Origin of the sequence: Spirillospora sp. CA-142024 (genome assembly GCF_050942325.1) — a bacterium.
In the GTDB taxonomy this organism is placed as follows: domain Bacteria; phylum Actinomycetota; class Actinomycetes; order Streptosporangiales; family Streptosporangiaceae; genus Spirillospora.
Genome location: NZ_CP192077.1, coordinates 1,891,353 through 1,915,286 on the forward strand (window position 1 = coordinate 1,891,353; position 23,934 = coordinate 1,915,286).

Consider the following 23,934-nt stretch of genomic DNA (forward strand, 5'->3'; position numbering starts at 1 on the left):
TCGGCCAGCCCTGCGCGGCCGCCCGCGCGGCGGGAGAATCGGGGGCCGGGACACGGGACGGGAGGTCGGCATGAGCAAGTCCAGCCGGCTCGCCGTGCGGTACTTCGACGACCGTGTGCTGTTCACCGACAACGCCGCGTGGGCGTACTTCCGGCTGCCCACGGTGTCCTACGAGTTCACCACCGGCGAGGAGCGCGAGGCGCTCGCCACCAACATCACCATCGCGCTCGCGGGCATCCGGATGCAGGACGCCGAGGTGCATCTGCGGATCGCGCACCGGACCTACCCGGCGGCGGAGTGGGCGCTGGCGCTGGACCAGACGTCCGACGGCGGCGCGGGGTGGCGGGAGTACCTGGAGGAGACCTACGCGCACGTGTGGGCCAAGGACTTCTGGACCAAGGAGGTCTACCTCGGGGTCCGGCTCGGCCAGCGCGGGATGCACCTGTCCGGCGGTGTCCTGTCGCAGCTCAGGGTCCTGTACAAGCGGAGCGAGGGCGTCCTCGGCGTGCACGACGACGCGATCGACAACAAGGAGATCACCCGCTGGACGGAGCAGGCCGAGCGGGTCGGGCGCGCGCTCGGCGGGTCGGCGCTGTACGCCCGGCACGCCACCTCGACCGAGGTGGCGTGGCTGTTCCAGCACGCGGTGACCGGGGCGCTGGCCGATCCGCCGCCGTCCGCCGTCCCGCGCCGGACGTGGGGCAAGGGCGAGATCGAGTCGCTGGTGGAGGGCGCCATCCACAACGGGCGCTCGTACCTGCGGATCGAGCAGCCCAACTTCACGGGTGCGGGCGTGAGCGCCACGGCCGCGTCGTACGTCGCCTACCTGTCGTTCGCCCGGTTCCCGGACATGATGCCGTTCCCGGACGGCGAGCCCTGGTTCCACTACGCCGACGCCCTCCCGTTCCCGGTGGAGATCAGCGCGCGGATGAAGCTCATCCCGCCGGCGAAGGCGTCCAAGGACGTCTCCCGGAAGCTGGCGCACGCCCGCGACATGGACCAGCACATCCGGGAGGCGGGCGCGGAGGCGCCGATAGCGCTCGCCGAGCAGATCGACGCGGCCCGGATGCTGGAGCACGGCATCACCAAGGAGCGGCTGCCGTTCGTGTACGGGTGGCACCGGCTGATCGTGTCCGCGCCGACCGAGGAACTGCTCGCACAGCGGGTGGACGCCGTCGTCGAGCACTACCGCGACATCGGCATCGACGTCGTCAACTCGACCGGCGACCAGTTCTCGCTGTTCCTGGAGTCGCTGCCCGGCGACCAGATCCGGCTGAACGCCTACGCGCAGCGCCAGCCGCTGCGGACGATCGCGGGCGGCATGCCGGTCGCGACCGTCGACCTCGGGGACCGTCCCGACGACGAGGCCGAGGGCTGGATCGGCCCGTACGTCGGCGAGACGCTCGGCCGGGCCCGGTCCATCGTGCACTTCGACCCGCTCGTCGCCGCGGCCCGGAACCGCCCGACCGCCGTCGCGATCACCGGCGAGCCCGGCGGCGGCAAGACCACGCTCGCGCTGCTGCTCATCTACCAGATGGCGCTGCGCGGCGTCACCATCGCGGCGATCGACCCGAAGGGCGACGCCGAGTCGCTGGTGCAGCTGCTCAAGGCGCGGGGCCGCAAGGCGCGGATCCTGCCGCTCGGCTCGGCGGCGCCCGGCCTGCTCGACCCGTTCTCGTTCGGCGACGACCTCGCCACGATGAAGACGATGGCGACCGAGACGCTGCGGCTGCTGCTGCCGCGGATGTCGGAGGAGCGCGAGTCCGCGATGATCCAGGCGGTCGGCGCGGTCGCCAACGCCGAGCGGCCGTCCCTCGGACGCGTCGTCGACCATCTGGAGGCCGCGGAGGACCCCGCGTCCAAGAACCTCGGCGCGGTGCTGCGGTCCATGTCGGAGATGCGGCTCGCACGGCTGTGCTTCGACCCGTCCGGCGGCGAGCGCATCGACACCGCCGGGTGGACGACCGTCTTCACCCTCGGCGGGCTCACCCTGCCGGACGTCGCCATCGCGCGGGAGGACTACTCCTACGAGCAGCGGCTGTCGGTGGCGCTGATGTACCTGGTGTCGCAGTTCGCGCGGCGGCTCATGCACGGCCTCGACCGGCGGCTCCCGAAGGCCATCTTCCTGGACGAGGCGTGGGCGATCACCGCGACGCCCGAGGGCGCCAAGCTGGTGCCGGAGGTGTCCCGCATGGGCCGCTCCCGGAACACCGCGCTGATCCTGGTCTCCCAGAACGCGGGGGACCTGCTGAACGAGCAGGTGACGAACTGCCTGTCGTCGGTGTTCTCGTTCCGTTCCACCGAGCGGGTCGAGGTCGGCAACGTCATGTCGCTCCTCGGGGTGGAGGCGTCCGACGAGCACAAGGCCGTGCTGCGCAACCTCGGCAACGGCGAATGCATCTTCCGTGACCTCGACGGCCGTGCGGGGCGCATCGGCGTCGACCTGATCTCCGAGGAACTGCAGCGTTGGCTGGACACCAACCCGACCCGGTCCCATCCGGGCACGTCCGAACTCACCGCCGCGGGGGCCGAGGCCGAGGAGGCCGCCCGATGAGGGGTTCCGGCGACCCGTTGGCGCGCCTGCAGCGCTCACCGGGCGAAGGACTCGACCGCAAGGACCTGGGCCGGTCCGGCCGCTCGGCCCGCCGCCGACGGCCGCGCACCCGCCGCTCGATCCTGCTGCTGACCATCATGGCGCTGCTCATGGCGGGGCCGCTGTTCCCGGCGTCCGCGGACGGTCCGCTGCCGCCGAATCCGCTGAACGACGCGTGCAAACCGGCCGACCATCCCCCGCCCGAGCGGTACGGGTCCGGGACGGACGGCATGATCAAGCCGCCCGACTATCCGAGCGAGAAGCTGCAGAAGACCCATGTCGAGGGGCTGACGTACTACGACCGGTACGGCACCGCCGGCCAGACCTGGTACGCGGTCGACATGGGGTGCGCGGACGCGATGGCCATGATGGGGAACGCGGTCGCGAACACCGTGTTCACCTTCGTCCGGACGATCGACCGCACGACGATCAGCGTCTACCAGGCTGCCGCGTCGGACTCGCTGCTGAGCTGGCTGAAGGACACCGTCGACGGGGTCATCACCAACATCGGCAATACGTTCAACGCGCGCTACTGGTCCTGGGTGATCATCCTCGGCGCGATGTGGCTGGCCTGGTGGGGCCTCGTCCGCAAGCGGGCGAGCAAGGTCGCCGAGGGCGTGATCTGGATGGTCGCCGCGATGGTGGCGCTGACCTGGCTGATCGCGCGCCCCTCGGACTTCACCACGCTCGGGACGACGGTGTCGAAGGCGACCGACGCCGCGTTCCAGGCCGCGCTGCCGCCGAGCGATACCAAGGGCGGGACGTGCATTCCCGTCCCCAACGGCAAGCCCGACCCGGCGACGTCGGAGAACCTGGACCCGGTGGCCCGCAACGCGAACGCGCTGTGGGTGGCGCTGGTCTGCAAGCCGTGGCTGCAGGGCGAGTTCGGCACCAACGACCCCAACGCGGAGATCATCAAGCAGAACGCCGACAAGCTGCTCTGGTCGCAGGCGGTCGACCTGCCGGAGACGTACGGCACCAACAAGGTCGATCTGGGGAAGAAGTCCGACGCCTACAAGGACGTCACGAAGGACATCGACGACAACCATTCCGCAAACTACGCGCTGTTCCAGGGCAAGGACTGGCAGAACCGGCTGGGAGTGTCGATCATCGCGCTGTTCGCGGCGCTGGTCGCGGGGCTGCTCATCATGGTCATCGCGCTCGCGCTGATCGTGGTGAAGATCGCGTTCCTGCTGCTCCTCGTCGCGGGTCCGATCTTCCTCGGGATCGGGATACATCCGGGCGTCGGGCGGGTCATCGCCATCCGCTGGCTCGAACTGCTGCTGTCCATGCTGCTGAAACAGGCAGCGCTCATCGGCGTGCTCTCACTGCTGCTGTGGGCGTACAGCCTGATCCTCGGCGAGACGCTGCCCTGGGGACTGCAGGTGCTGCTGATCGCGCTGGTGACGTTCGCGGCGTTCATCTACCGCAAGCCGTTCCAGCACCTGTTCTCCGCCGTCGGCTACTCGGCGGTCGGGGCACGGGGCAAGGGCGAGGCGGAGTTCGGCAAGTCGGTCGCGGCGGCCCGCAAGCGCACCGAGGCGATTCCGCCGGTGGCCGCCTACCAGATGTTCCGCAAGCTCAAGGACGACCCGACACCGGTGGTGGCCGCCGCAGCCGGCGGTGGGGCGGGCGGCGCCATGGCCGGTGCGGTGACCGCGTCCGACCGGTCGGCGGCCGGGGCGGGCGAGGAGCAGTCGCCCGGGGACGCGCCGGTGCTCGCGGCCAAGCCGCGCGGTGCGGGTGCCGCGGCGGCGCAGGGACGATCCCGGCGTGGCGCTCCTCCGCTCAACCTGCCGACCAGGGCGGGCGCGCTCGGCGACCGCCGCAAGGACGGTGCCAAGGCGGCGGAGCCCCGGCTGGGCCGCATCATCATGGCGAAGGGCGAGGAGGAGCCCTCCGGCGGCTCCGGTAGGAGCAGTGCCCGGCCGACCTCCTGGACGGGACGCGGCGTAACCGATGGCGGTGACTCGGGCGGAAACGGCGGCTCCGGTAAGAGCGGCGTCCGGGGCGCGCCCGGTGTGCAGGGCGCGCCGGGCAGGCGGGGCGAGCCCGGCAGGCGAGGTGAGCCCGGTAGGCGGGGCGAGCCCGGTAGTCGCGGTGGCCCCGGCGGGGCCGGTGGGCGCGGTGGTTCCGGTGGCTCCGGTGGTTCGGGCGGTTCCGGTGGCTCCGGCGGCGGAGGGTCGAACGTTCCCCGGCAGCGAGGCAACTCCGGCGGTGGTTCGGGCGGCAACTCGGGCGGTGGCTCGGGCGGGAGCCCGTCGCGTCCTGAGCCGGGCGGACGGCGCCAGCCCCCGCCGCTGTGGGGCAAGCGCGGCTCGGGCGACGGCCCGCCGATCCCGTTCTGGCTGCGCCCGGTCGACCGGCGGGACGATTGATGAACCTGACCGACCGCCGGCGCAAGCTTCTCTTCGCGGGGCTGGTCGTCGTGCTCGCCGCCGTCGGCGTCTACCTGACGGTCGCGTCGCCCGGCGGCTCGTCCGGCGAGCCGGAGGCCCGCCCGACCGCCACGGCCACGGGCGCGCCGGGCCCGTCGTCCACGCCGTCCGGGATCCAGAAGGCGGTGAACCCGGGCGACTTCGACATCTACCGGCTGCTGACGTTCTCCCGGCAGGAGTTCGCCACGGCGGCGGACCTGGCGCAGCGGTTCGTCGCCGCCTACGGCACGTACCGCTACGACGAGACCCCCGAGACCTACATGGGGCGGTTCACCGGACTGACCACCGACGACCTGAAGCAGCGGCTCGGGCAGGACGCGGCGACCCCCGCGATGACGGAGGAGCGGCAGCGGGTGCAGCTCGTCGCGCAGGGGTCGGCGTCGCTCGACCGGGTCCGCGACATCGAGGACAACTCGATCATCTTCCTGGTGACCGGGCACCAGCAGGTCACCAGGAGCGGCAAGACGAGCGACGACAGCAAGCAGTACGCCGTGACGGTGGCGCGGGACGGCGGTGCGCTGAAGGTGTACTCCTTCCAGCCCGCGGACGCCGGCCAGGCCGGTGACACGGGATGACCCCCAAGAGGCTGCTGATCGCGGCCGCCCTCGGCGTCGCCGCGGTGATGTTCGCCGCGCTGGTCTTCGTCCCGATCCTGTTCGGCGTGAGCCAGTTCATCTTCGGCGGCGGGATCGGCGGAGGCGGCAACTGCGTGAACGTGGCCGGTGCGGGCGCGCAGCCCGCCGCGGCGAACGACGCGAAGGCCGTCCCATCGAACTATCTCTCGCTGTACCAGGCTGCCGGCAAGCAGTACGGCATCCCGTGGAACGTGCTGGCAGGCGTCGGCAAGGTGGAGACCGACCACGGCAGGTCGACCATGCCGGGTGTCAGCAGCGGGGAGAACTACGCGGGCGCGGGCGGGCCGATGCAGTTCCTGGCCGGGACGTTCAAGGAGTTCGCGGTCGACGGGAACAAGGACGGCAAGAAGGACCGCTACGACCCGGCGGACGCGATCCCCTCGGCCGCCGCCTACCTCAAGCACAACGGCGCCCCGCAGCGGATGAAGACCGCGATCTTCCAGTACAACCACTCGTGGGACTACGTCGACCTCGTCCTGAGCTGGGCGAAACGCTATGTCGGCGGTGACTTCAAGGTCGTTCAGGCGAACGGCGTCAACTGCGAGGACAACGAACTCCCCGCCAACATGAGCGCCCTCGTCAAGCAGATCATCGCCTTCGCGCTGGCGCAGCGCGGCAAGCCGTACGTGTTCGGCGCGACCGGGCCGGACGCGTGGGACTGCTCCAGCATCATCCAGGCGGCCTACCGGCAGGTCGGCCTGAACATCCCCCGTACGACGTTCGAGCAGTGGCCGTTCGGCGTGAAGATCAGCAAAGGCAAGGAACTGCCCGGCGACCTGGTGTTCTTCAACTCGGGCCCAGGGACGTCGTCGAACAATCCCGGCCATGTCGGCATGGTCATCGGGAAGGGCAAGATGATCGTGGCGAGCTGCTCGACCTGCGTTCCCGCGATCGGTGTGAAGTCCTACAAGCGGTCCGACTGGGTGGGCGTGACGCGTCCGCTCGCGCGCCCGGACTTCAAGAAGAAGGTCGACGCCCTGGCCGCGCGGCAGTAGGGCTGCGAAGCGGGGTGCTCAGCGGAAGCGGCGCTTGCCGATGACGAGGAGGATCTGGCGGAGGGCGTCGGCGGCATCGCGGATCTCCTCGGGCGGCACCCGGGCCATGACCTCTTCGTGGGCCGCGGCGGACGCGGCGAGGGCCTGTTCGGTGACGCGCAGTCCGTCTTCGGTCAGTTGCACGAAGCGGCTGCGTGCGTCGCCGGTGTTGGCCTCGCGTTCGACGTGGCCGGCCTTTTGCAGCCGCTGCAGGACGTTGCTCGTGCCGCCCGAGGTGAGGAACGCCGACCGGGTGAGCTCGCTGGGGCGCAGCCGGTACGGCTCGCCCTCCCGGCGCAGGACGGTCAGCACCTCGAACTCGGCGTAGGTGAGGCCGAGTTCGGCGAGCGGGCCGCGGAGGGCCTGCTGCACCAGCATGGCGATGCGCCCCGCGCGCTTGCCGACCTCCAGCATCGCGATGAGCGGCTCGGACAAGCCGTCGCGTCGCCACGCCTCGGCCACGACGTCGATGTCGTCCCTGCCTGCACCCTCGTCGACCTGCACGCATCGAGAATACTCGCTCGCTCAGTTGCTTTTCAAAAAGCTAACTCTTAAGCTTTTTGGCATGGCAACGACTCTACTGCTCACGAACGGGCTCGTCATCGACACCGCACCCGAGCCGAAAGTCTTGGGAAACGCCGACGTGCTCGTCGAGGACGGACGCATCTCCGCAGTTGGCCCCGATCTGGCCGCTCCGGCGGGCGCCGAGGTCATCGACGTGACCGGGCGCATCGTCATGCCCGGGTTCGTCGACACCCACCGGCACACCTGGCAGGCGGGGATCCGCGCGATCCTCCCCGACACCGACCTCCCCGCCTACCTGCAGCGCGTACTCGGCGAACTGGCGCCCCGGTACCGTCCCGAGGACGTGTACGCCGGGACGCTCGCCGGCGCGCTGGAGTGCCTCGACTCGGGCATCACGACCCTGGTCGACTGGTCGCACATCCAGCTCAGCCCCGGCCACACCGAGGCGAACGTCGCCGCGCTGCGCGCCTCCGGCATCAGGGCCGTGTTCGGCTACTGCTACGGCGGCGACGGCGACCTCGACGCGCTCGCCGCCGAGACGTCCCGCGTCCACCGCGAGTACGCCGACGGGACGATCACCATGGCGCTGGCCGCGCTCGGCCCCGAGATCGCGGGCGAGGAGCGCGCGCTGGCCGAATGGCGGCTGGCCCGCGACCTCGGGCTCCCGGTCACCGCGCACATGGGCGGCCACGGCGCCGAGAGCGCCGCGCGCGGGCTGGCGTTCCTCGGCGGCAACGGGCTGATGGACCACCCGACGACGTACGTGCACGCCAACTTCTACACCGACGAGGCGCTCAAGCGGATCGCCGGCGCCGGTGGCACGGTGTCCGTCGCGCCCGGCGTCGAGGCCGCCCTGAACATCGGTGCGCCGCCCACCGGACGGGCCCGTGCCGCGGGCGCCCCGACCGGCCTCGGCGCCGACACGGTCGCCAGCTGCCCCGGCGACATGTTCAGCATGATGCGGGCCGCCTACTTCCTTGAGCGCGGGCGCCCCGATGCCGCCGGCGTCGGGTTCACCGTGGCCGACGCGCTGAGGACGGCCACGATCGAGGGCGCCGAGGTCGCGGGGCTCGCGGACGTCACCGGGTCGCTGGCGCCGGGCAAGCAGGCCGACCTCCTCGTCCTGCGCACCGACACGTTCGGCGTGGCGGCGGCCCACGACCCGATCGCGGCCGTGGTCCTGTCGGCGGACACGCGCAACGTCGACACCGTCCTCGTCGGCGGCCGGGTGGTCAAGCGCGGGGGAGTGCTGCAGGACCAGGACGTCCCGTCCCTGCTGACCTCCCTGGCGGACTCCGCCGCGCGCCTCGCCGCCGCCTGAGGCGGATAATGCGGCGGGATTCGTGGGCGGCGCGTGGCATGCTGAGCGTCGTGGAGCCCGAGATTACGATCCGTGTCGCCGACGAGCTGCTGATGTTCCTGCCCGCCGCGCGGCGGGAGGCCGTGACCCGGATGCCCCACGACGGGACCTCGACGCTGGGGCACCTCGTGGAGTCGCTCGGCGTGCCGCTGCCCGAGGCGGGGCCGATGACCGTCGACGGTGAGCCGGCCGGGCCCGCCACCCGGCCGGACGCCGGCGCGGAGGCGGACGTGGCGGCCGTCCCGCGCCCGCAGCCCGTGCCGCTGGAGCCGGGGCAGGTCGCGCCCCGCTTCCTCCTGGACGTTCACCTGGGCACGCTCGCCCGGCGGATGCGCCTGCTCGGCCTGGACACCGCCTACCACAACGACATGGACGACCCGGCGCTGGTCGTCCAGGCCAACGAGGAACGCCGCGTCCTGCTCACTCAGGACCGCGGGCTGCTCCGCCGCCGCGCGCTGTGGTTCGGCGCGTACGTCCGCGGCTCCCGGCCGGACGACCAGCTCCGCGACCTGCTCGACCGTTTCGCCCCCGTCCTGAGCCCGTGGACGCGCTGCACCGCCTGCAACGGCGAACTGGTGCCGGTCGACAAAGAGGAGATCGAACGGCACCTCGAAGCGGGCACCCGCCGCAGCTACGACGTCTACGGCCGCTGCGCCGACTGCGGGCAGGTGTACTGGCGCGGCGCGCACGGCGACCACCTGGAGGAGATCGTCCGGGAGTCGACGCGGCTGGTCGACGCCATTCGGGGTAACGATCGGACAAGGGCCGCCGTGACGGAGGGGAGCTGATCGCGATCGATCTCGTGGTCGTGGGCGCGGCGATCATCTCGGCCGGGCGGCTGCTGGGCGCGCAGCGGGCCGAGCCGCCGCACATGGCGGGCGGCTGGGAGCTGCCCGGTGGAAAGGTCGATCCGGGCGAGTCGGACGAGGACGCCCTGGTCCGCGAGTGCCACGAGGAACTCGCCGTCAAGGTGCGCCTGGGCCGCCGCGTCGGCGGCGACTGGCGGCTGAGCGACCGCGCCCTCCTGCGCGTCTGGACCGCCGAGATCGTCGAAGGCGAGCCGCAGGCCCTGGAACACCTGGCCCTGCGCTGGCTGGCCCCGCACGAGGCCTACGACGTCGACTGGCTTCCGGGCGACCGTCCCGTCATCGGCGCCCTCGTCCGCGAGGGCCTCTTAGGAGGATGAATACAAGGGCCTCCCGCCGCGCCGCGGGAGGCCCCTGTACGTCTCGGGGCGGTGGCGTCAGGTGATGCGGTTGGCGCCGGCGAAGTCGGAGCGGTCGGAAAGATTGGAGATCTTCACCACATCGCCGGTCTGCGGGGCGTGCAGGAACTTGCCGTCACCGAGGTAGATGCCCATGTGGTGCAGGTTGCTGCCGAAGTACACCAGGTCGCCGGAGCGCAGCTCGCCGCGCGAGACCTTCGTGCCCAGCGCGAAGAGGTCGCCGGTGTAGTGCGGCAGGCCGGACTTGCCGACCTGCGCGTAGGCCCAGACGACGAGACCGGAGCAGTCGAAGCTGCTCGGCCCGGCGGCGGCCCACACGTACGGGCTGCCGAGCTTGGTGAGCGCCTTGCGGGCCATCTTCGCGGGCAGCCCGGAGCCCTTCACGGTCGCGGTGAGGCCGGTGCGCGGGTCGCTGACGTGGGTGGTGGTCAGCTTGTCGAGCCGCTTCATCACCTCGGCGACCTTGGCCTTGGCGGCCCCGCGGGCCTGCTTGGCGTCGTCCCACGCCTTCTTGAGCTGGGCGGTCTTGGCCTCCGCGGTGCGCTGCGCGGCGTCGGCCTGCGCGATCTGCTTCTTCAGCGCGAGGACGGCGGCCGCCTGGTTCTGCGCGAGGTAGGCGCGGTCGGACAGCCCGTCCGCCGATCCGCCGGAACCGAAGAGCACGTCCGGACCGCCGGCCATGTAGTTCGCCGCGGCCATCCGGCCGAGCTGCTCGCGGGCCGGCTCGGCCAGGGTGCGCAGGCGCTGCGCCTCCGCGGTGGCGGCCTGCTGCGCCTTCTTGGCCTTGCCGAAGTCGACGCGCGCCTTGTTGAACTTCTCGGTGAGGATCTCGGCTTCCTCGTTCAGCGCGTCCAGGGTCTTGCGCAGGCCCTTCTCCGTCGTCGGGGTCGGGCTGGGCGACGACGCGGCGGCGAGCCGGAACGGCTGCGCGGCGTGTGCGGTGACGGGCGGGGCGGCGCCGAGGCCGGCCAGGAGCATGGTGACGATGGCGGCGGGCGCAAGGCGGCGCCGCCGGCGAAGATCCGGAGCCAAGCCGGTGTTCTCCTCTCCTCGTACGCCTACCGGGTTAGCTGACGGGTTCGGGCCAGGAGTCGCCCTACGACGTGCGTCGATTCACCCCAGGGGTTTGGGTCCCCGGTTCTCCCGCGATCGGGAGATTCGGCGTTCCGGCCGCAGCCCCGGGGGGAGGGGCTCCGGACGACCGGATCACGGGCAGATTACAAAGGATGAGCAAAGTTGGCCAATCGGGGCTCCTGTGAGAGCTGGTGCGAACGACGCGTAAAGGGTGGTACGCACCGCCGAGTAGAATGGATCGGTGCCGCGCGTCTGCGGCGACTCCCGAACTCTCACGCAAGGCGAACCCGCATGCCCATCTCCACGCGCGACGACCTCCGGAACGTCGCGATCGTCGCCCACGTCGACCACGGCAAGACGACGCTGGTCGACGCCATGCTCTGGCAGTCCGGGGCCTTCCGCGAGAACCAGGACGTCGACGACCGGGTGCTCGACTCCAACGATCTTGAACGCGAGAAGGGGATCACCATTCTCGCGAAGAACACCGCCGTCAAGCACAACGGGCTGACGATCAACATCATCGACACCCCCGGCCACGCCGACTTCGGCGGCGAGGTCGAGCGCGGGCTGTCCATGGTGGACGGCGTCGTCCTGCTGGTGGACGCGAGCGAGGGCCCGCTCCCGCAGACCCGGTTCGTGCTCCGCAAGGCGCTCGGCGCGCGGCTGCCGGTGATCCTGGTCGTGAACAAGACCGACCGTCCCGACGCCCGCATCGACGAGGTCGTGGACGAGACGTACGAGCTGTTCATGGACCTCGACGCCGACGAGGACCAGATCGACTTCCCGATCGTGTACGCGTCCGGCCGTGCCGGGCGGGCCTCGCTCGGCAAGCCCGCCGACGGGGCCATGCCGGACAGTGATGACCTGGAGCCGCTGTTCAAGGTCATCACCGAGACGATCCCGGCGCCGTCCTACGACCCGGACGCGCCCCTCCAGGCGCACGTGACGAACCTCGACGCCTCCAGCTACCTCGGCCGCATCGCGCTGTGCCGGGTGCACGCCGGCACGATCAAGAAGGGCCAGCAGGTCGCCTGGTGCCGGCACGACGGCAGCGTCGAGCGGGTGAGGATCACCGAGCTGCTGATGACCGAGGCGCTCGCCCGCAAGCCGGCCGACGAGGCCGGGCCGGGCGACATCATCGCGATCGCCGGCATCCCCGACATCATGATCGGTGACACCATCGCCGACGCCGAGGACCCGCGCCCGCTGCCGCTGATCACGGTGGACGAGCCGGCGATCTCGATGACGATCGGCACCAACACCGGGCCGATGGCCGGCCGCGAGAAGGGCACCAAGGTCACCGCCCGCATGGTCAAGGACCGGCTCGACCGCGAGCTGGTCGGCAACGTGTCGATCCGGGTGCTCCCGACCGAGCGTCCCGACGCCTGGGAGGTGCAGGGCCGCGGCGAGCTGGCCCTGGCGATCCTGGTCGAGAACATGCGCCGCGAGGGCTACGAGCTGACCGTCGGCAAGCCGCAGGTCGTCGCCAAGGACATCGACGGCAAGCGGCACGAGCCGGTCGAGCGGCTCACCGTCGACATCCCCGAGGAGCACCTCGGCGCCGTCACGCAGCTGATGGCGGTCCGCAAGGGCCGCATGGAGCACATGACGAACCACGGCACCGGCTGGATCCGGATGGAGTTCCTCGTCCCGGCCCGCGGCCTGATCGGGTTCCGCACCGAGTTCATGACCGAGACGCGCGGCACCGGCATGGCGCACCACGTCTTCGAGGACTACGAGCCCTGGTTCGGCGAGCTGCGCACCCGCCCGTCCGGGTCGCTGGTCGCCGACCGCTCCGGCGCCGCCACCGCGTACGCGATCACGAACCTGCAGGAGCGCGGGACGTTCTTCGTCGGCCCGACCACCGAGGTGTACGAGGGCATGATCGTCGGGGAGAACTCCCGTTCCGACGACATGGACGTCAACATCACCAAGGAGAAGAAGCTCACGAACATGCGCTCCTCCACCGGTGACGAGCTGGAGCGGCTCACCCCGCCCCGGAACCTGTCGCTTGAGGAGGCGCTGGAGTTCTGCCGCGAGGACGAGTGCGTCGAGGTCACCCCGACCGCCGTCCGCATCCGCAAGGTCGTCCTGGACGCCAAGGAGCGCGAGCGCACGCGCGCCCGCACCAAGCGGGCCGGCTGACCCGGAGAAGACCAGGCGTTACGGCGGACCGACGTTACGGCTGACCGCGGCGGACCGAGCTTTCCGGCCGACCGAGCGCCGAAGGGGACGGGGGCCGTCCGGTACCGGGCGGCCCCCGTTCGCATGTCCGGACCATGAAAAGACGGCGGCCCCGGGGATCGGATCCCCGGGGCCGCCGTTCGCCGTGGCCTGCCGTCAGGCCAGCTGGATGGTCCCGGTCACGTCGGCGGCCAGGCGGAGCTGGTCGCCGTCGCGGAGCGGGGCCTCCACACCGCGGGGGAGCCGCTCGCCGTTGACGAACGTCCCGTTGGTCGAACCCTCGTCGCGCACCCACGCCGTCCCGGACGGGTCGAGCCACACCGTCGAGTGACGCCGCGACACGTTGTCGTACTGCGTGAACGTGGCAGCCACCGGCGACTGGCCCGCGTCGCGGCCGAGCACCAGGTGCTGCCCGACGGAGACCTTGAGCTCACCCGTCGGGAACTGCACGCGCAGGACGGGCGTGCCCTTCTGCGGCAGCGGGCGCAGGCACGAGTCGCACTGCGCGGCGCCCGGGTTGGCCAGCACCGCCTCGCAGTACGGGCACATGAACGCCGTGCTGTCGGGCGCGGCCGGGCGCGGCTGGTTCTGCTCGTGCGGCAGCAGCGTCGCCTCACGCCCGTGCGGCGGCAGCGGAGGCTGGCCCCCGTGCTGCGGCTGCGGGGGCTGGCCGTACTGGGGCTGCTGCTGCTGCGGCTGGCCGAACTGGTGGTCGCCCCCGCCGGGCTGCGGGGCGCCGTACTGGTCCGGGGGCTGGTACTGCTGCTGCGGCTGGCCGTACTGGTCCTGGGGCTGCTGCTGGTACGGATCGGGAGCCGGCTGCTGCTGTTGCGGCGCGCCCCACTGGTCCTGGGGCTGCTGCGGCTGCGGCGCCCCCCACTGGTCCTGGGGCGGTTGCTGCTGCGGCTGCCCGTACTGCTGCTGGCCCTGCTGGCCCTGCTGGCCCTGCTGGGGCTGCTGCCCGTACTGCTGCTGCCCGTGCTGCCCCTGCCCGTACTGGTCCTGGGGCTGCTGCTGGTACGGATCGGGAGCCGGCTGCTGCTGTTGCGGCGCGCCCCACTGGTCCTGGGGCTGCTGCTGTGGCTGCGGCGGCCCCCACTGGTCCTGGGGCTGCTGCTGCTGCTGCGGTGCCCCCCACGGGTCCGCGGGCGGCTGTTGCTGCTGCTGCCCGTACTGCTGCTGCCCGTGTTGCGGTTGCCCATGCTGGGGCTGGCCGTGCTGGGGAGGCGCGCCGTACTGCTGGCCCCCCTGCTGCGGCCCCGGCGGCGGAGGTACCCGCTGCGGGTCGTATCCGCCCTGGCCCTGCTGCGGCGCGCCGCCACCGGCGCGCGCGAGGTTGGCCCCGCAGCTCATGCAGAGCAGGTCGCCCGGCTGGAACGGTTCGTCACAGACAGGGCATTTCAAGGTCGCCATGACACATCCCCCGAGCGCACCCCGGCGCGGTCGAGCCTCGACGTGAGGTGCTCCATGTCACCTCTTCGCGGGATCCCGATGTAGTACACCCGCCTTCCCTCCGGCCCTTCGTCCACGGACACCTGTACTCGGGGCCCTGTTCCTTCTCCAGTCTTCCCGACGCCGGCCACCGCTTCGTACCGTTCGCGTCCCAGCGGGGACAGCGGCACGACGCGCTGGTTGGCCGACCCTCTCCAGAGTAGAGAGCCGTCCCCGGGGTGTCGCCCCCCAGGGTTGAGCCGGTCGACGTACGGCCCCGTGATCACGGCGTCACACATGTCCAGGATCTCGCGCGTCTCACCGGTGCGCGAGAGCCGAGAGTAGACATATCCGCTGTAAATCAATATGTCCAACTTAATCGTCTCACGGCCGAGGGCGTCCCGCCACGCGCGGATCCCACGTAGCAGGGTAGCCAGCGCCGCGGGCTGCTGGAACGGCTCCCCGCCCGAGATGGTCACCCCGTCGACCGGTTCCGGCAGTGACGCGAGCCATCCTAGGACCGCCCCGACGGGGACCGCCTTCCCCGGGTCGGCCTCCCAGGTGTCACGGGACAGGCAGCCGCGGCAGTGCAGGGTGCAGCCCTGCGTCCAGATGCCCGCCCGGGTGCCCGGGCCGAGGGTGGTCACCGGATAGTGCGCCTTGGCGAGCAGCAGCGTCTCGCCGGGGCCCTCGTCCGCCGTACGTCCCGGGCTCACTGGAGGTCCAGATGGACGATGCTGCCCTCGCGCCGTATCCCGGTCACAGTGATCTTCTCGTCCGGGACGAGTTCCCGGTCGAACAGCGCGCGCGCCAGCGGGTTGACGAAGTGCGACTCCAGTGCCATCCCGATGCCGCGCCCGCCCTTGTCGAGCTCCTCCGTGCACCATCCGCGGAGCGTCTCGAGCGCGTCCCCCTTCACGACGAGGACGAGCCGGTGCTCCTCGGTGACCCGCCGGCAGATGTTCGCGAACTGCAGGTCGAAGATCTTGTGCGCCGCCTCGCCGGAGATGAAGTCGAACACCACGATGTTGTCGCCGAACCGGTTGAGCAGCTCCGGCCGGTTCAGGACCTCGGTGAAGTGATCGGCGACGGCGCCCTTGATCCGCTGCTCGACCTCGTCGTAGGACATCCCCGGTGTGATGTTCTGCACACGGTCCGGGGCGCCGTGGGCGGCGTCCCGGGTCGTGAGGTCCCGTCCCGGCACGAACAGGCCGAGGTTCGAGGTGAAGATCAGGATCGACTCGGAGAAGTGCACGGTGTTGCCGCGCCCGTCGGTGAGCCGGCCGTCCTCCAGGATCTGCAGGAACTTGTCCAGGATCCGCGGGTGCGCCTTCTCGATCTCGTCGAAGAGCATCACCCGGAACGGGTCCTCGCGGACGGCGTTGGTCAGCTCGCCGCCGGCCTCGTGCCCCACGTAGCCGGGCGGCGACCCGATCAGCCGGTCGCCGGAGCCCTCACCGGAGAACTCGCTCATGTCGAAGCGCAGGTAGGCCGACTCGTCCCCGAAGACCAGCTCGGTGATCGCCTTGGCCAGCTCCGTCTTGCCGGTGCCGGTCGGGCCGGCGAAGAACAGCACCCCGCGCGGCCGGCTCCCGGACCTGGTCGCCTGCGCGCCCGACAGCCCGAGCACCGCCCGCTTGAGGATGTCGAGGGTCTTGGTGACGGCCTGCGGCTGGCCGATCACCCGCTCCGGGACGCGTTTCTCCCCGTCCAGCACCCGGCGCCGCAGATGGCCGCGGCTCCACGGGTTGTCGAGCACGCCGAGCTTGTAGGTGCGGACGGCGTCCGGCAGGTCGGCGAGGTCGACGTTGCGCTCCTTCGCCAGCCGGGTCACCTCGATCATCGACTGCAGGGTGAGCCCGTCGGCCTGCTCGGCGAACGCGTCGCAGGCGGCGGCCGCCACCTCGTCCGATCCGACGTCGCTGACGCCGAAGGCGCGGGCCAGCAGCCGCGCGGTCTCCTGCCGGTCGCCGAGGTGCGGGCGCGGGATGGTGATCTCGCGGATGTTCTCGTTGTCGGCCGTCAGCCACGGCGGCAGATCGCCGGGCCGCTCCACCAGCCAGATGATCGGGTTGTAGAGCGGCTTCGGCCGCGCCCCCGTCACCCGCACAGGCCGGGCGCTGCGTGACAGCTTCGTGCAGAAGCGGAAGAAGTCGCGCTCGGCCGGCTCCAGGTCCGTCGGGGTCCGGGCGATGCGGGACGCCGAGTCGATCACGAACGCGGCGCGGACGTTCTCCTTCGGCCGGGCGATCGCGGCCAGCTGCCGGGTCAGCGCCTCCAGCGACGGCTTCTCGTCCGGCTTGATCTTGCCGAGCAGCGTCTCGGCCGCCTGCGCCGCGTCCCCGGCTCCCTCCGGGTACACCTCCAGACCGTCCACCGGGTCATAAACGATCATGAAGGAGGCGCCGCTGGACCGCAGCGTCTCCCACAGCAGCCCGCGCAGCGGCAGCAGCCGCGCCGGGCCCCCGCCCTCCTGCGGCGGCGCGAGGAAGCTGTCGTGGAGGTTCCCGGACAGCACGTACTGGGAGTGCACCGACAGTGTCGCGTCCAGCTCCCGGATGAACGGCGGCCAGCCCTGCAACCGCCCCCCGAGGGTCGGCGATTCAATGCTCATCCGTGCTCCTCCGTGGGAGGCGGCGCCCCCGTGGCCCCCGGTCCGCTCCGCTCATCCCGTCAACTCCACTCCGCTTCGCCGGTGCGCCCCCGCACCTCACTTGTGACGCTCGCGGGAGCGTTCGCGTTGCCCCGCACGGCTCCCAGTCTGCCGTGACTCCGCCGGAACGGGCAGCTCACGCACCCCGGGCTCCAGCCGCCAGGCCACGTCGGAGCGGATCCCGGCCTCCGCCAGCCGCTCCCGGGCGGCCTCGAACGCGGTGCACCACTCGCGCTCCCGCTCGACGTCCACCCGCCGGTCGTCCTCGCTTTCGGCGGGGCGCCCGCGCACCATCGAAGCCCGCACGTGGGCGGCGCCGTCCACGCGCATGCGCACGCTGTGGTCGGGCCAGGCGCCCTTGGTCAGCGTCACGGTGCCGTCGCCGGCGGTCAGCGTCTCGAACCCGGCCTGGACCTCGTACCCCATGTCCTCGAACGCGGCCGTGATCGAGTCGAGGACGTAGCGGCGCTCGGCCTCGGCCTGCTCGGCGGCGTCCCGCTCGGCCGCCCGCCGACGCTGCTCGTCCCGCCGCTCCCGGGTGCGGCGGTTGGCGTCCTGGATCCGCAGCCGCACCTCCTGCAGGACGCCCTCCGCCTCTTCCGGCGTCGCCACCCCGGCCAGCAGCCCCGCCGCCTCCACGACCGCCCGGCGCTCGGCGTCCTCCGCATCGGGCAGCAGCCGCGTCATGATCCGTTCGAGATGGTCCCGGACGTCGCCGGTCCGCGGTGGCGGCGGCGCTCCGCTCCGGGAACCGGTTTGTACGTCCGCCGTCAGCCCCTCGGCCGGGACCTCGAAGATCTGCGTGCCGACCTGGGCGGCGAGATGCTCGGACAGGTGCCGCTCGGCCTCGTCCAGGACGGGGTCGGTGGCGGCGCACCAGGCGGTCAGCTCCTCGGGGGACCGTTCGCCCGGGTCGAGCCGGCCCGGCAGCGGCACGTCCGCGCCGATCTTCGCGCGGGTCTCGGTGAGCGCGGCGATGCGCGCGTTGCGCTCCACGACCTCGCGCAGCGCCCGCTCGTGCGTCTCGGCCTCGGCGAGCGCCGCGGCCCGCGCCTCGGCGCGTCCGGCGGCGAGCGCGGCCAGCGCCTCCGCGCCCCGCCCGGCGAGGCCCGCGCCGCCGCCGAGGAGGCGGGTCATGCCGAGGCTGAGCACCACCGCGGCGTCCAGCGCGATGTCCGCGTCGATCCCGCTGCTCAAAGGGGTCCTCCGTTCGTCCGTTCCTGCCGCCAGCGGTGCAGCCGCACACCCGCCGCGAGGGCGTGCGCGGCGGGGGCGGCGACGAGGACGAGAGCCCACAGCAGGCTCGCGATGGAGGTGACCGCCGCGAGCAGCAGAAGGAAGAGGAGCAGCGGCACCGTCGCGGCGATGAGCACGCACCCGCAGCCGCGCCGCCCGGTCCGCTGCGCGGCGCCCGACATCGTCTGGGACGCCGAGGACAGCCCGCGGCCGCCCGCGCCGAGGATCTCCGAAAGGATCCCCCACGGCCCGTGGGGGAGGTAGTCCTTGCCCTGTGCGCGCGCCAGGAGCACCTCGCCGCCGCACTGAACCGCCCAGGCGAAGACAGAGAGGGCCGCCAGGACGCCGAAGGAGATGCCCGAGGAGGAACTGTGCAGGCCGACCGACGCCGTCCCGTCGTCCTCGCCGCCGCCGAACAGGGAGCCGATCACCCAGCTGCCCAGCAGCCAGAAGAGCAGGAACGGCAACGTCAGCGCGACGGCCTTCCCCGTGGCCGCGTTGCGCCCGGCGAGCCGCTGCCGTTCGCGGTCGGCCCGGTGCGTGCGGAGCGCCTCGTCCCGCTGCTCGGCGGCGTGCCGTTCACGCGCTCGCGACTCGCTCGCCGCGACGGCCTCGGGAGCGGCGCGCGTCACGGCGAGCAGCCGCAGCGGGTCGTCTCCGGCCCCGTCCGCCATCCACGCGAACCAAGGGACGGGCTCGGGGGCCGACGCGCGCGCCCGCGCCGCGCCCTCGGCGATCAGGCGGTGGCTCTCCGCCGGACGCGCCGCCAGGGCGAGCAGCGTGAGAAGAACGACGGGCGGGTCCTCCGCCCCGGCGTCGGGCAGGCGCCGGGCGAGACCCGGCGGCGTGGCGCCCTGCCCGCGCAGCCAGCGCGCCAGGTCGTTCCACGCCGACGCGTGGGCGCGCCACTGGTCGTCGACCCGGCCGAGGTCCTCGCCGCCCTCGAACCCCGCGAACACCCGCAGCAGGCCGTGCTCCCACAGCCCCCGCCCGATGAGGCAGGCGGTGCGGTGGTCGGGATGGCGCCGGTCATCGGCCAGGGCCGCGAGGCCGGGCAGGTCGGCGGCGGTGACCCGCCGGCCGAGGAAATGCGGGGGCATCGCCGGGTCCAGCCACCGCACCAGGTGGACGAGCTTCACATCGGGCGGCAGGGCGGTCATGAGGTGGTCGTCTACGAGCGCGATGCGGCCGTCGTCCGGGACGTCCGCGAGCCACTCCCGCAGGCTCCGCCACGCTTCGCCCGTCTCGCCACGCCCGAAGAAGTACTGAGCGGCGTGGTCCCAGTTCTCGACGAGGGCGCGCGCCAGCTCGCCCCTGTCGGTGTAGCGCCGCCCCCTGAACGGCAGCCCGCCACCCGCGGGGACGGTCTCTTCGGCGACCTGCGGTGAGCCCCCGTCCAGCCATGCCTGGACCTGCTCGCCCGTCCACCTTCTGCGCGGGTCCCGGGTCAGCAGCCCCTGGCAGAGCAGCCGCAGCCTCGGGTCGGGAACGTCGTCCGCCCTGACCGGCCGCGTCGCGAGATGGTCGACCACGACCGTCTCGCTCAGCCCCTGGAACGGCGCCCGGCCCGTCGCCAGCTCCCGGACGATCATGCCGAGCGACCACCAGTCGCGCGCGGGCGACACCTGGCCGGACAGCGACTCCGGCGCCGCGTAGGCCAGCGTCCGCGACGACGAGGCGAACACCACGCTCTGGTCGAGGACCTTGCTCAGCCCGAAGTCGGCGATCGCGAGCCGCAGCGGCTCCCTTCCCAGCACCAGGACGTTCTCGGGCTTGAGATCCCGGTGGACGATGCCCGCCCGGTGCAGCGCCGTGAGGCCGGCGGCGAGCTGCGCGGCGACCTCGCCGGCCGTCTCTCCGGGAAGCGGTCCCTCCTCCATCAGCGTCCGCAGGTTGCCGTCCGGCACGTAGGCGGCGACCTCGTAGTCGCGCCCGTCCGCGTGGCCCGTCTCCAGGACGCGCAGCACGTTCGGCGAGTCCAGCGTGGGCAGCTTCGCCCACACCTCCCGGTCGGCGCGGTATCCGCGACGGAAGATCTTCGCCACGTACTCGGCGCCGTGGTCGTCCCGGACCAGCAGCAGGTCGGACTCGGCACCCGTCACGGGCAGCTCGGCGACGACCGTGTACCGCTCGCCGAGCACGGCCGGCAGCCGCATGAGCGGACCCCCGGGAGCGTGCCCCTCCCGCCGGGTCTCCGCGGCCGGGCGCTGCCCGGGCACCCGCGCGTCCCGCCGCGTCGTCCCGGCATCCCGCCGGGTGTCCCGCGGCGGAGTGCCATCGAACTCGCCCACAGCCGTCCCGTCCAGCCCTTGTCCTCGATGGCCCGAAGGGGCCGCTACAGGAGACTTTAGAGCCTGGCCCGCGCCCCCGCCGGAACCCGCCGCACGGCGGTCCCGCATCGCGCGAGGACCGTTCGTGCGGCCGGGTCCCTACGCCGGAGTGCCGGGGCCGTGCGGCCCCGGCACCACCGGGCTGAGCGAACGGTGAGGACCGTTCCGGGGTCAGGCGGCCGGCGCGCCGGTCGGCTGCGCGGACCGCACCTCGGCCTGGCTGGGCTTGGCCGCCAGCCCCGGAAGGCCCGTGGTCGCCGCCCGCAGGCGGGTGATGGAGTCCGGCCCGAGGTCGCCCAGCATGATGTCGTAGGCGAGGTCGCGGACCGTGTCGGCGCCGAGCACCGAGTGGAGCATGGCGCCGATGGTCTCGGTGAGCACCCTCTCGTAGGCGTCGAACTGCACCGTCTCGGCCACCGCCGGGTTCCACTCCAGCTGGTCGCCCGCGGTGACGTGGAGTTGCAGGCCCCCGGTCACCGGGTCCACCTGGTCCAGATCGATCTCGGCGGCGACGTGGCCGCGGGCCGCCGGGGTCCCGTCCTCGGTGAACAGCAGCGCCGGGACCGTGAAGGTCACCCGGTCGGCCGCCTTGCGCGGGCGTGCCGCGTTGCCGCGCGGGACGGGCGGGACGTCGATGCGCTCCAGCTGGGACAGCATCCGGAACGTCGCCAGGCCGAGGATGCTGTTGAGGGCCAGCGCGGTCGCCCGGGTCACCGTCTCCATCTCACCGGGCTTGCGGGTGAGGTAGCCGCTGAAACCGTAGGCGATGATGCGCTCGCGGACCGGGGAGCGCAGGAAGATGCGCAGCCGCACCCCCGCGACCGGGAGCTCGAACTCGGTGTCGGCGTCGGACAGCTCGGACCGGACGTAGCCGCCCTCGGACCTGGTCAGCTTGCCGGCCAGGGTCAGCTCGCCCTCGTTGCCGTTGCGGGCGAGGGTGAGGACGTAGAGGTCGCCGTCCAGCTCGGTGATCACCTCGTCGCCGAGGACGACCGACAGGGCGCGCGCCGTCTCGTTCAGGCCGTGCAGGGTCCTGCGGGGCATTCGCAGCCGCAGCTGGTTCTGCGCCGTCACCCTCCCGTCGACGGTGCTCTCGACGTGCTCGACCTCCCGCTCGGCCTGCTTGCCGGTGTAGTTGCGCAGGCTGAACGCGACGACCTCGTTGTCCGTCCGCACCCCGCACGTCGCCTTCAGCGCCTTCTTGGCGCTGAGCGGGTACGGAAGATCCTGCCGGACGTTCTTGGTCGCGTCCACGAACACAGGGACGTCGTCGTCGAAGAGGCGCCGGACGTAGAATTCTTCCTTGGTTTGTGCTGGCACTGCTGCACCCTTCTCCGTGTCCTGCCGCCGGCCGCGAACGGCCGGCGGTAACGTCGGCACCCGGCCGCTTCCGGCCAGGTGCGGCACCGGTGGCACTGGTCCGGTGTCCACTCCTCACCCCTTAACCGTTTCGGGCCAGGTCGGATCGGCAAGTACCAGAGAATCAGACGAGAGCGTCCAGGCCAACGAAACGCAAAGAAATACGTGCGAGTCGCCCCACAGCCGGGACGGTCATGCGTGACACACGGGGGCGGCACACTACAAAGGAGACCTGATGCACCAGTTGAGCGACTACGTACTGGCCGTTCGGACGACCGGTTCACCCCCGGCGATCGAAGGGATCAAGTCGGTCGACCTGGTTCCGGGCGAGGACGATGACGTGATCGCGGCGACCATGGCCGGGCTGCGGGCGAGCGGCCTGACCGCGGCGGACTTCCGATCCCGGGTGATCTTCCTCGCGCCCGAGAGCCCCGACTGCCTCATTCCGTACGCGGCGCTGTGCGGTTTCGCCGGCCGCCGCGTCGACGCCTACGCCGGCGGGACGGTCCTGGAGTTCTCCCGGCTGGACCCGAAGGGCGAGGCGTTCCCCGACGCGGGCCGGCCGCCCGGGCACATGATGTGGGGCCAGGTCGGCGGTCCGGACGCCGAAGGCGTCCCGACCGTGCAGGTCGGCTCCGGCTCGCAGCGGCTGGTCGCGCCGGAGGCCGCCACGGTGATCCGGTACGCGGCACGGCTGCGCATGGTCCCGCCGGAGTCGGCGAGGGACGCGCTGGCCACCTTCGTGCTCGTCGCCGCGCTGCGGCGGCGGTCCGACGACCGCTTCCCCTACCTGTCCACCGGAACCGAGCCCGTCCCCATCGTCAAGGACGATCCGGCCCAGGGCGTCGACCTGGAGAAGCTGCGGCGGGAGGCGGGCAAGTACCGCCAGGAGCTGCGGGCCGGACGCCGCGCCGCCGACATCGTCGCGCCCCTGCCCGTGTCGCCGCACAACCAGCGGATCGCCGAGGCCAAGGCCGTGGACGTCCGGAAGGTGCTGACGCGGCTCGGGTCCTCGTCCGACGACGAGAACCTGTGGCACTGCCCCCGCCCGCGACGGCACAGCAACGGCGACGAGAACCCCTCGATGAAGGTGTACGGGGACAACCGCACCAGATGCCACCGCTGCGACGCCGAGAAGGTGGGCCCGATCCGGCTGGTCGTCGACGTGCTGGGCGTCACGCCGGACGAGGCCGCGAGCTTCATCCTGGACTCCGACCGCGTTGTGGACATGCGCACCGCCTGAACGGTCCCGGACGGCCGGGGGCCGTCCGGGCAGGGGGAATCCGATGGCCGATTCGCAGGGCCGCGTGAACGTGGTGCTGCTGACCGTGGATGGAGCGGACGTGGGCCTCGTTCACCGCAGTGTCCTCGATCGGGTCGGCGAGATCGCCGGCCGGCTGGGCTGCCGCAGCGCCGTGGCGCTGGGCAGCCCGCCGGTCTCGTTCGCCGGTGCCTGCATGCCGCGGCTGCGGCGCGACCTGGAGCAGATCATCGCCTTCGCGGACGCGGCCCGGCGCACCGGCTGGGTGCTCGGGGAGATCGCCGTCGCCCCCGGCGACCGGGCGATGCCGGTGATGGACACCGAGCAGGGCAGGCTCTGGGTGCATCCGGTCCGCGGCTTCGAACTGCACGGGGAGACCGGCGTCCGGCGGGTCACCGAACTCGCCGACGTGCCCGGGACCCCGCGGCGCACGTCCCTGGGCCGCCTCATCGCGCCGCTGGCCGAGGCCGCGGCCCGTGCCCGGGTGCTCGAAGTGGGGGACTGGGAGCACAAGGGCGCGGTACACCTGGGCTGACGCGCCATGGGGCGCCGCCCGCCGCAGACGTGGCGGGCGGCGCCCCATGGCGTTTCCGCAG

General features: G+C 72.3%; 19 protein-coding genes and 1 riboswitch. Of the genes, 11 read left to right on the forward strand and 8 right to left on the reverse strand.

The genetic code is table 11. The features are described 5' to 3' along the window. The first annotated feature begins 70 nt into the window (after positions 1-70). The 4 genes from ACQPZP_RS09185 to ACQPZP_RS09200 are packed head-to-tail and all read left to right on the forward strand — an operon-like array spanning position 71 to position 6,661. Positions 71-2,554: an ATP-binding protein gene (locus tag ACQPZP_RS09185; protein WP_433477200.1), complete on the forward strand. Its 2,484-nt coding sequence runs from the start codon at positions 71-73 to the stop codon at positions 2,552-2,554. Continuing rightward, complete coding sequence (locus tag ACQPZP_RS09190) at positions 2,551-4,971, forward strand: type IV secretion system protein (RefSeq protein ID WP_433477201.1); 2,421 nt, start codon at positions 2,551-2,553, stop codon at positions 4,969-4,971. The genes ACQPZP_RS09185 and ACQPZP_RS09190 overlap by 4 nt, the downstream gene beginning before the upstream one ends. Further along, a complete protein-coding gene (locus tag ACQPZP_RS09195; protein ID WP_433477202.1) occupies positions 4,971-5,606 on the forward strand; it encodes a hypothetical protein in 636 nt (211 codons plus the stop codon). Before ACQPZP_RS09190 ends, ACQPZP_RS09195 begins: the two co-directional genes overlap by 1 nt. Beyond that, positions 5,603-6,661 carry an NlpC/P60 family protein gene (locus ACQPZP_RS09200; protein WP_433477203.1) on the forward strand — a complete coding sequence of 353 codons (1,059 nt, stop codon included), beginning with the start codon at positions 5,603-5,605 and terminating at the stop codon, positions 6,659-6,661. Before ACQPZP_RS09195 ends, ACQPZP_RS09200 begins: the two co-directional genes overlap by 4 nt. 18 nt (positions 6,662-6,679) lie before the next feature. Here the strand turns inward: ACQPZP_RS09200 and ACQPZP_RS09205 are convergent, their stop codons facing one another. Next, a complete protein-coding gene (locus ACQPZP_RS09205; RefSeq protein WP_433477204.1) occupies positions 6,680-7,204 on the reverse strand; it encodes a MarR family winged helix-turn-helix transcriptional regulator in 525 nt (174 codons plus the stop codon). A gap of 61 nt (positions 7,205-7,265) precedes the next feature. Here ACQPZP_RS09205 and ACQPZP_RS09210 point away from each other — a divergent pair, with 61 nt between their 5' ends. From ACQPZP_RS09210 to ACQPZP_RS09220, 3 genes are read left to right on the forward strand one after another with little or no spacing between them, the layout of a single operon-like run. Further along, positions 7,266-8,546: an amidohydrolase family protein gene (locus tag ACQPZP_RS09210; protein WP_433477205.1), complete on the forward strand. Its 1,281-nt coding sequence runs from the start codon at positions 7,266-7,268 to the stop codon at positions 8,544-8,546. 38 nt (positions 8,547-8,584) lie between these two features. Further along, a complete protein-coding gene (locus ACQPZP_RS09215; protein WP_433477206.1) occupies positions 8,585-9,373 on the forward strand; it encodes a Mut7-C RNAse domain-containing protein in 789 nt (262 codons plus the stop codon). A 5-nt stretch (positions 9,374-9,378) separates the two neighbouring features. Beyond that, the gene (locus ACQPZP_RS09220) at positions 9,379-9,771 is read left to right on the forward strand and encodes a (deoxy)nucleoside triphosphate pyrophosphohydrolase (protein WP_433479575.1); all 393 of its coding nucleotides are present in this window, start codon (positions 9,379-9,381) and stop codon (positions 9,769-9,771) included. 57 nt (positions 9,772-9,828) lie between these two features. Here the strand turns inward: ACQPZP_RS09220 and ACQPZP_RS09225 are convergent, their stop codons facing one another. Next, a complete protein-coding gene (locus tag ACQPZP_RS09225; RefSeq protein ID WP_433477207.1) occupies positions 9,829-10,842 on the reverse strand; it encodes an NlpC/P60 family protein in 1,014 nt (337 codons plus the stop codon). 7 nt (positions 10,843-10,849) lie between these two features. Then, a riboswitch (cyclic di-AMP (ydaO/yuaA leader) is annotated at positions 10,850-10,984 on the reverse strand. Between the two features lie 191 nt (positions 10,985-11,175). Between ACQPZP_RS09225 and typA the strand changes: the two genes are divergently transcribed. Then, complete coding sequence (gene typA, locus ACQPZP_RS09230; RefSeq protein ID WP_433477208.1) at positions 11,176-13,029, forward strand: translational GTPase TypA; 1,854 nt, start codon at positions 11,176-11,178, stop codon at positions 13,027-13,029. 195 nt (positions 13,030-13,224) lie between these two features. Here the strand turns inward: typA and ACQPZP_RS09235 are convergent, their stop codons facing one another. Then, positions 13,225-13,617 (reverse strand): FHA domain-containing protein, encoded by a 393-nt coding sequence (locus tag ACQPZP_RS09235; RefSeq protein ID WP_433467288.1) that lies wholly within the window; start codon positions 13,615-13,617, stop codon positions 13,225-13,227. 45 nt (positions 13,618-13,662) lie between these two features. Between ACQPZP_RS09235 and ACQPZP_RS09240 the strand changes: the two genes are divergently transcribed. Further along, positions 13,663-14,565 (forward strand): hypothetical protein, encoded by a 903-nt coding sequence (locus ACQPZP_RS09240; RefSeq protein WP_433477209.1) that lies wholly within the window; start codon positions 13,663-13,665, stop codon positions 14,563-14,565. Here ACQPZP_RS09240 and ACQPZP_RS09245 read toward each other — a convergent pair. From ACQPZP_RS09245 to ACQPZP_RS09265, 5 genes are all read right to left on the reverse strand, one after another. Next, positions 14,469-15,215, reverse strand: coding sequence for a 4Fe-4S single cluster domain-containing protein (locus ACQPZP_RS09245; RefSeq protein WP_433477210.1), 747 nt, complete (start codon positions 15,213-15,215; stop codon positions 14,469-14,471). The genes ACQPZP_RS09240 and ACQPZP_RS09245 overlap by 97 nt on opposite strands. Beyond that, on the reverse strand, positions 15,212-17,113 hold the full coding sequence (locus ACQPZP_RS09250; RefSeq protein WP_433477211.1) for an AAA family ATPase: 1,902 nt from the start codon (positions 17,111-17,113) through the stop codon (positions 15,212-15,214). Before ACQPZP_RS09250 ends, ACQPZP_RS09245 begins: the two co-directional genes overlap by 4 nt. A gap of 96 nt (positions 17,114-17,209) precedes the next feature. Further along, a complete protein-coding gene (locus tag ACQPZP_RS09255; protein WP_433477212.1) occupies positions 17,210-18,349 on the reverse strand; it encodes a response regulator receiver protein in 1,140 nt (379 codons plus the stop codon). Continuing rightward, on the reverse strand, positions 18,346-20,679 hold the full coding sequence (locus tag ACQPZP_RS09260) for a protein kinase domain-containing protein (RefSeq protein WP_433477213.1): 2,334 nt from the start codon (positions 20,677-20,679) through the stop codon (positions 18,346-18,348). The genes ACQPZP_RS09255 and ACQPZP_RS09260 overlap by 4 nt, the downstream gene beginning before the upstream one ends. Positions 20,680-20,889: 210 nt before the next feature. After that, complete coding sequence (locus ACQPZP_RS09265) at positions 20,890-22,038, reverse strand: hypothetical protein (protein WP_433477214.1); 1,149 nt, start codon at positions 22,036-22,038, stop codon at positions 20,890-20,892. Positions 22,039-22,312: 274 nt separating this feature from the next. On the opposite strand from ACQPZP_RS09265, the gene ACQPZP_RS09270 reads away from it, so the two are divergent. Both ACQPZP_RS09270 and ACQPZP_RS09275 read left to right on the forward strand, forming a co-directional pair. After that, positions 22,313-23,320 carry a hypothetical protein gene (locus ACQPZP_RS09270; RefSeq protein WP_433477215.1) on the forward strand — a complete coding sequence of 336 codons (1,008 nt, stop codon included), beginning with the start codon at positions 22,313-22,315 and terminating at the stop codon, positions 23,318-23,320. A 43-nt stretch (positions 23,321-23,363) separates the two neighbouring features. After that, a complete protein-coding gene (locus ACQPZP_RS09275) occupies positions 23,364-23,873 on the forward strand; it encodes a hypothetical protein (RefSeq protein WP_433477216.1) in 510 nt (169 codons plus the stop codon). The last annotated feature ends 61 nt before the right edge of the window (positions 23,874-23,934 follow it).

Coding starts and splice junctions, on each gene's coding strand:
- ACQPZP_RS09185 (WP_433477200.1), top strand. CDS start 71: ATGAGCAAGTCCAGCCGGCTCGCCGTGCGGTACTTCGACGACCGTGTG.
- ACQPZP_RS09190 (WP_433477201.1), top strand. CDS start 2,551: ATGAGGGGTTCCGGCGACCCGTTGGCGCGCCTGCAGCGCTCACCGGGC.
- ACQPZP_RS09195 (WP_433477202.1), top strand. CDS start 4,971: ATGAACCTGACCGACCGCCGGCGCAAGCTTCTCTTCGCGGGGCTGGTC.
- ACQPZP_RS09200 (WP_433477203.1), top strand. CDS start 5,603: ATGACCCCCAAGAGGCTGCTGATCGCGGCCGCCCTCGGCGTCGCCGCG.
- ACQPZP_RS09210 (WP_433477205.1), top strand. CDS start 7,266: ATGGCAACGACTCTACTGCTCACGAACGGGCTCGTCATCGACACCGCA.
- ACQPZP_RS09215 (WP_433477206.1), top strand. CDS start 8,585: ATGCTGAGCGTCGTGGAGCCCGAGATTACGATCCGTGTCGCCGACGAG.
- typA (WP_433477208.1), top strand. CDS start 11,176: ATGCCCATCTCCACGCGCGACGACCTCCGGAACGTCGCGATCGTCGCC.
- ACQPZP_RS09235 (WP_433467288.1), bottom strand. CDS start 13,617: ATGTGCCCGTACTGCGAGGCGGTGCTGGCCAACCCGGGCGCCGCGCAG.
- ACQPZP_RS09250 (WP_433477211.1), bottom strand. CDS start 17,113: ATGAGCATTGAATCGCCGACCCTCGGGGGGCGGTTGCAGGGCTGGCCG.
- ACQPZP_RS09270 (WP_433477215.1), top strand. CDS start 22,313: ATGCACCAGTTGAGCGACTACGTACTGGCCGTTCGGACGACCGGTTCA.
- ACQPZP_RS09275 (WP_433477216.1), top strand. CDS start 23,364: ATGGCCGATTCGCAGGGCCGCGTGAACGTGGTGCTGCTGACCGTGGAT.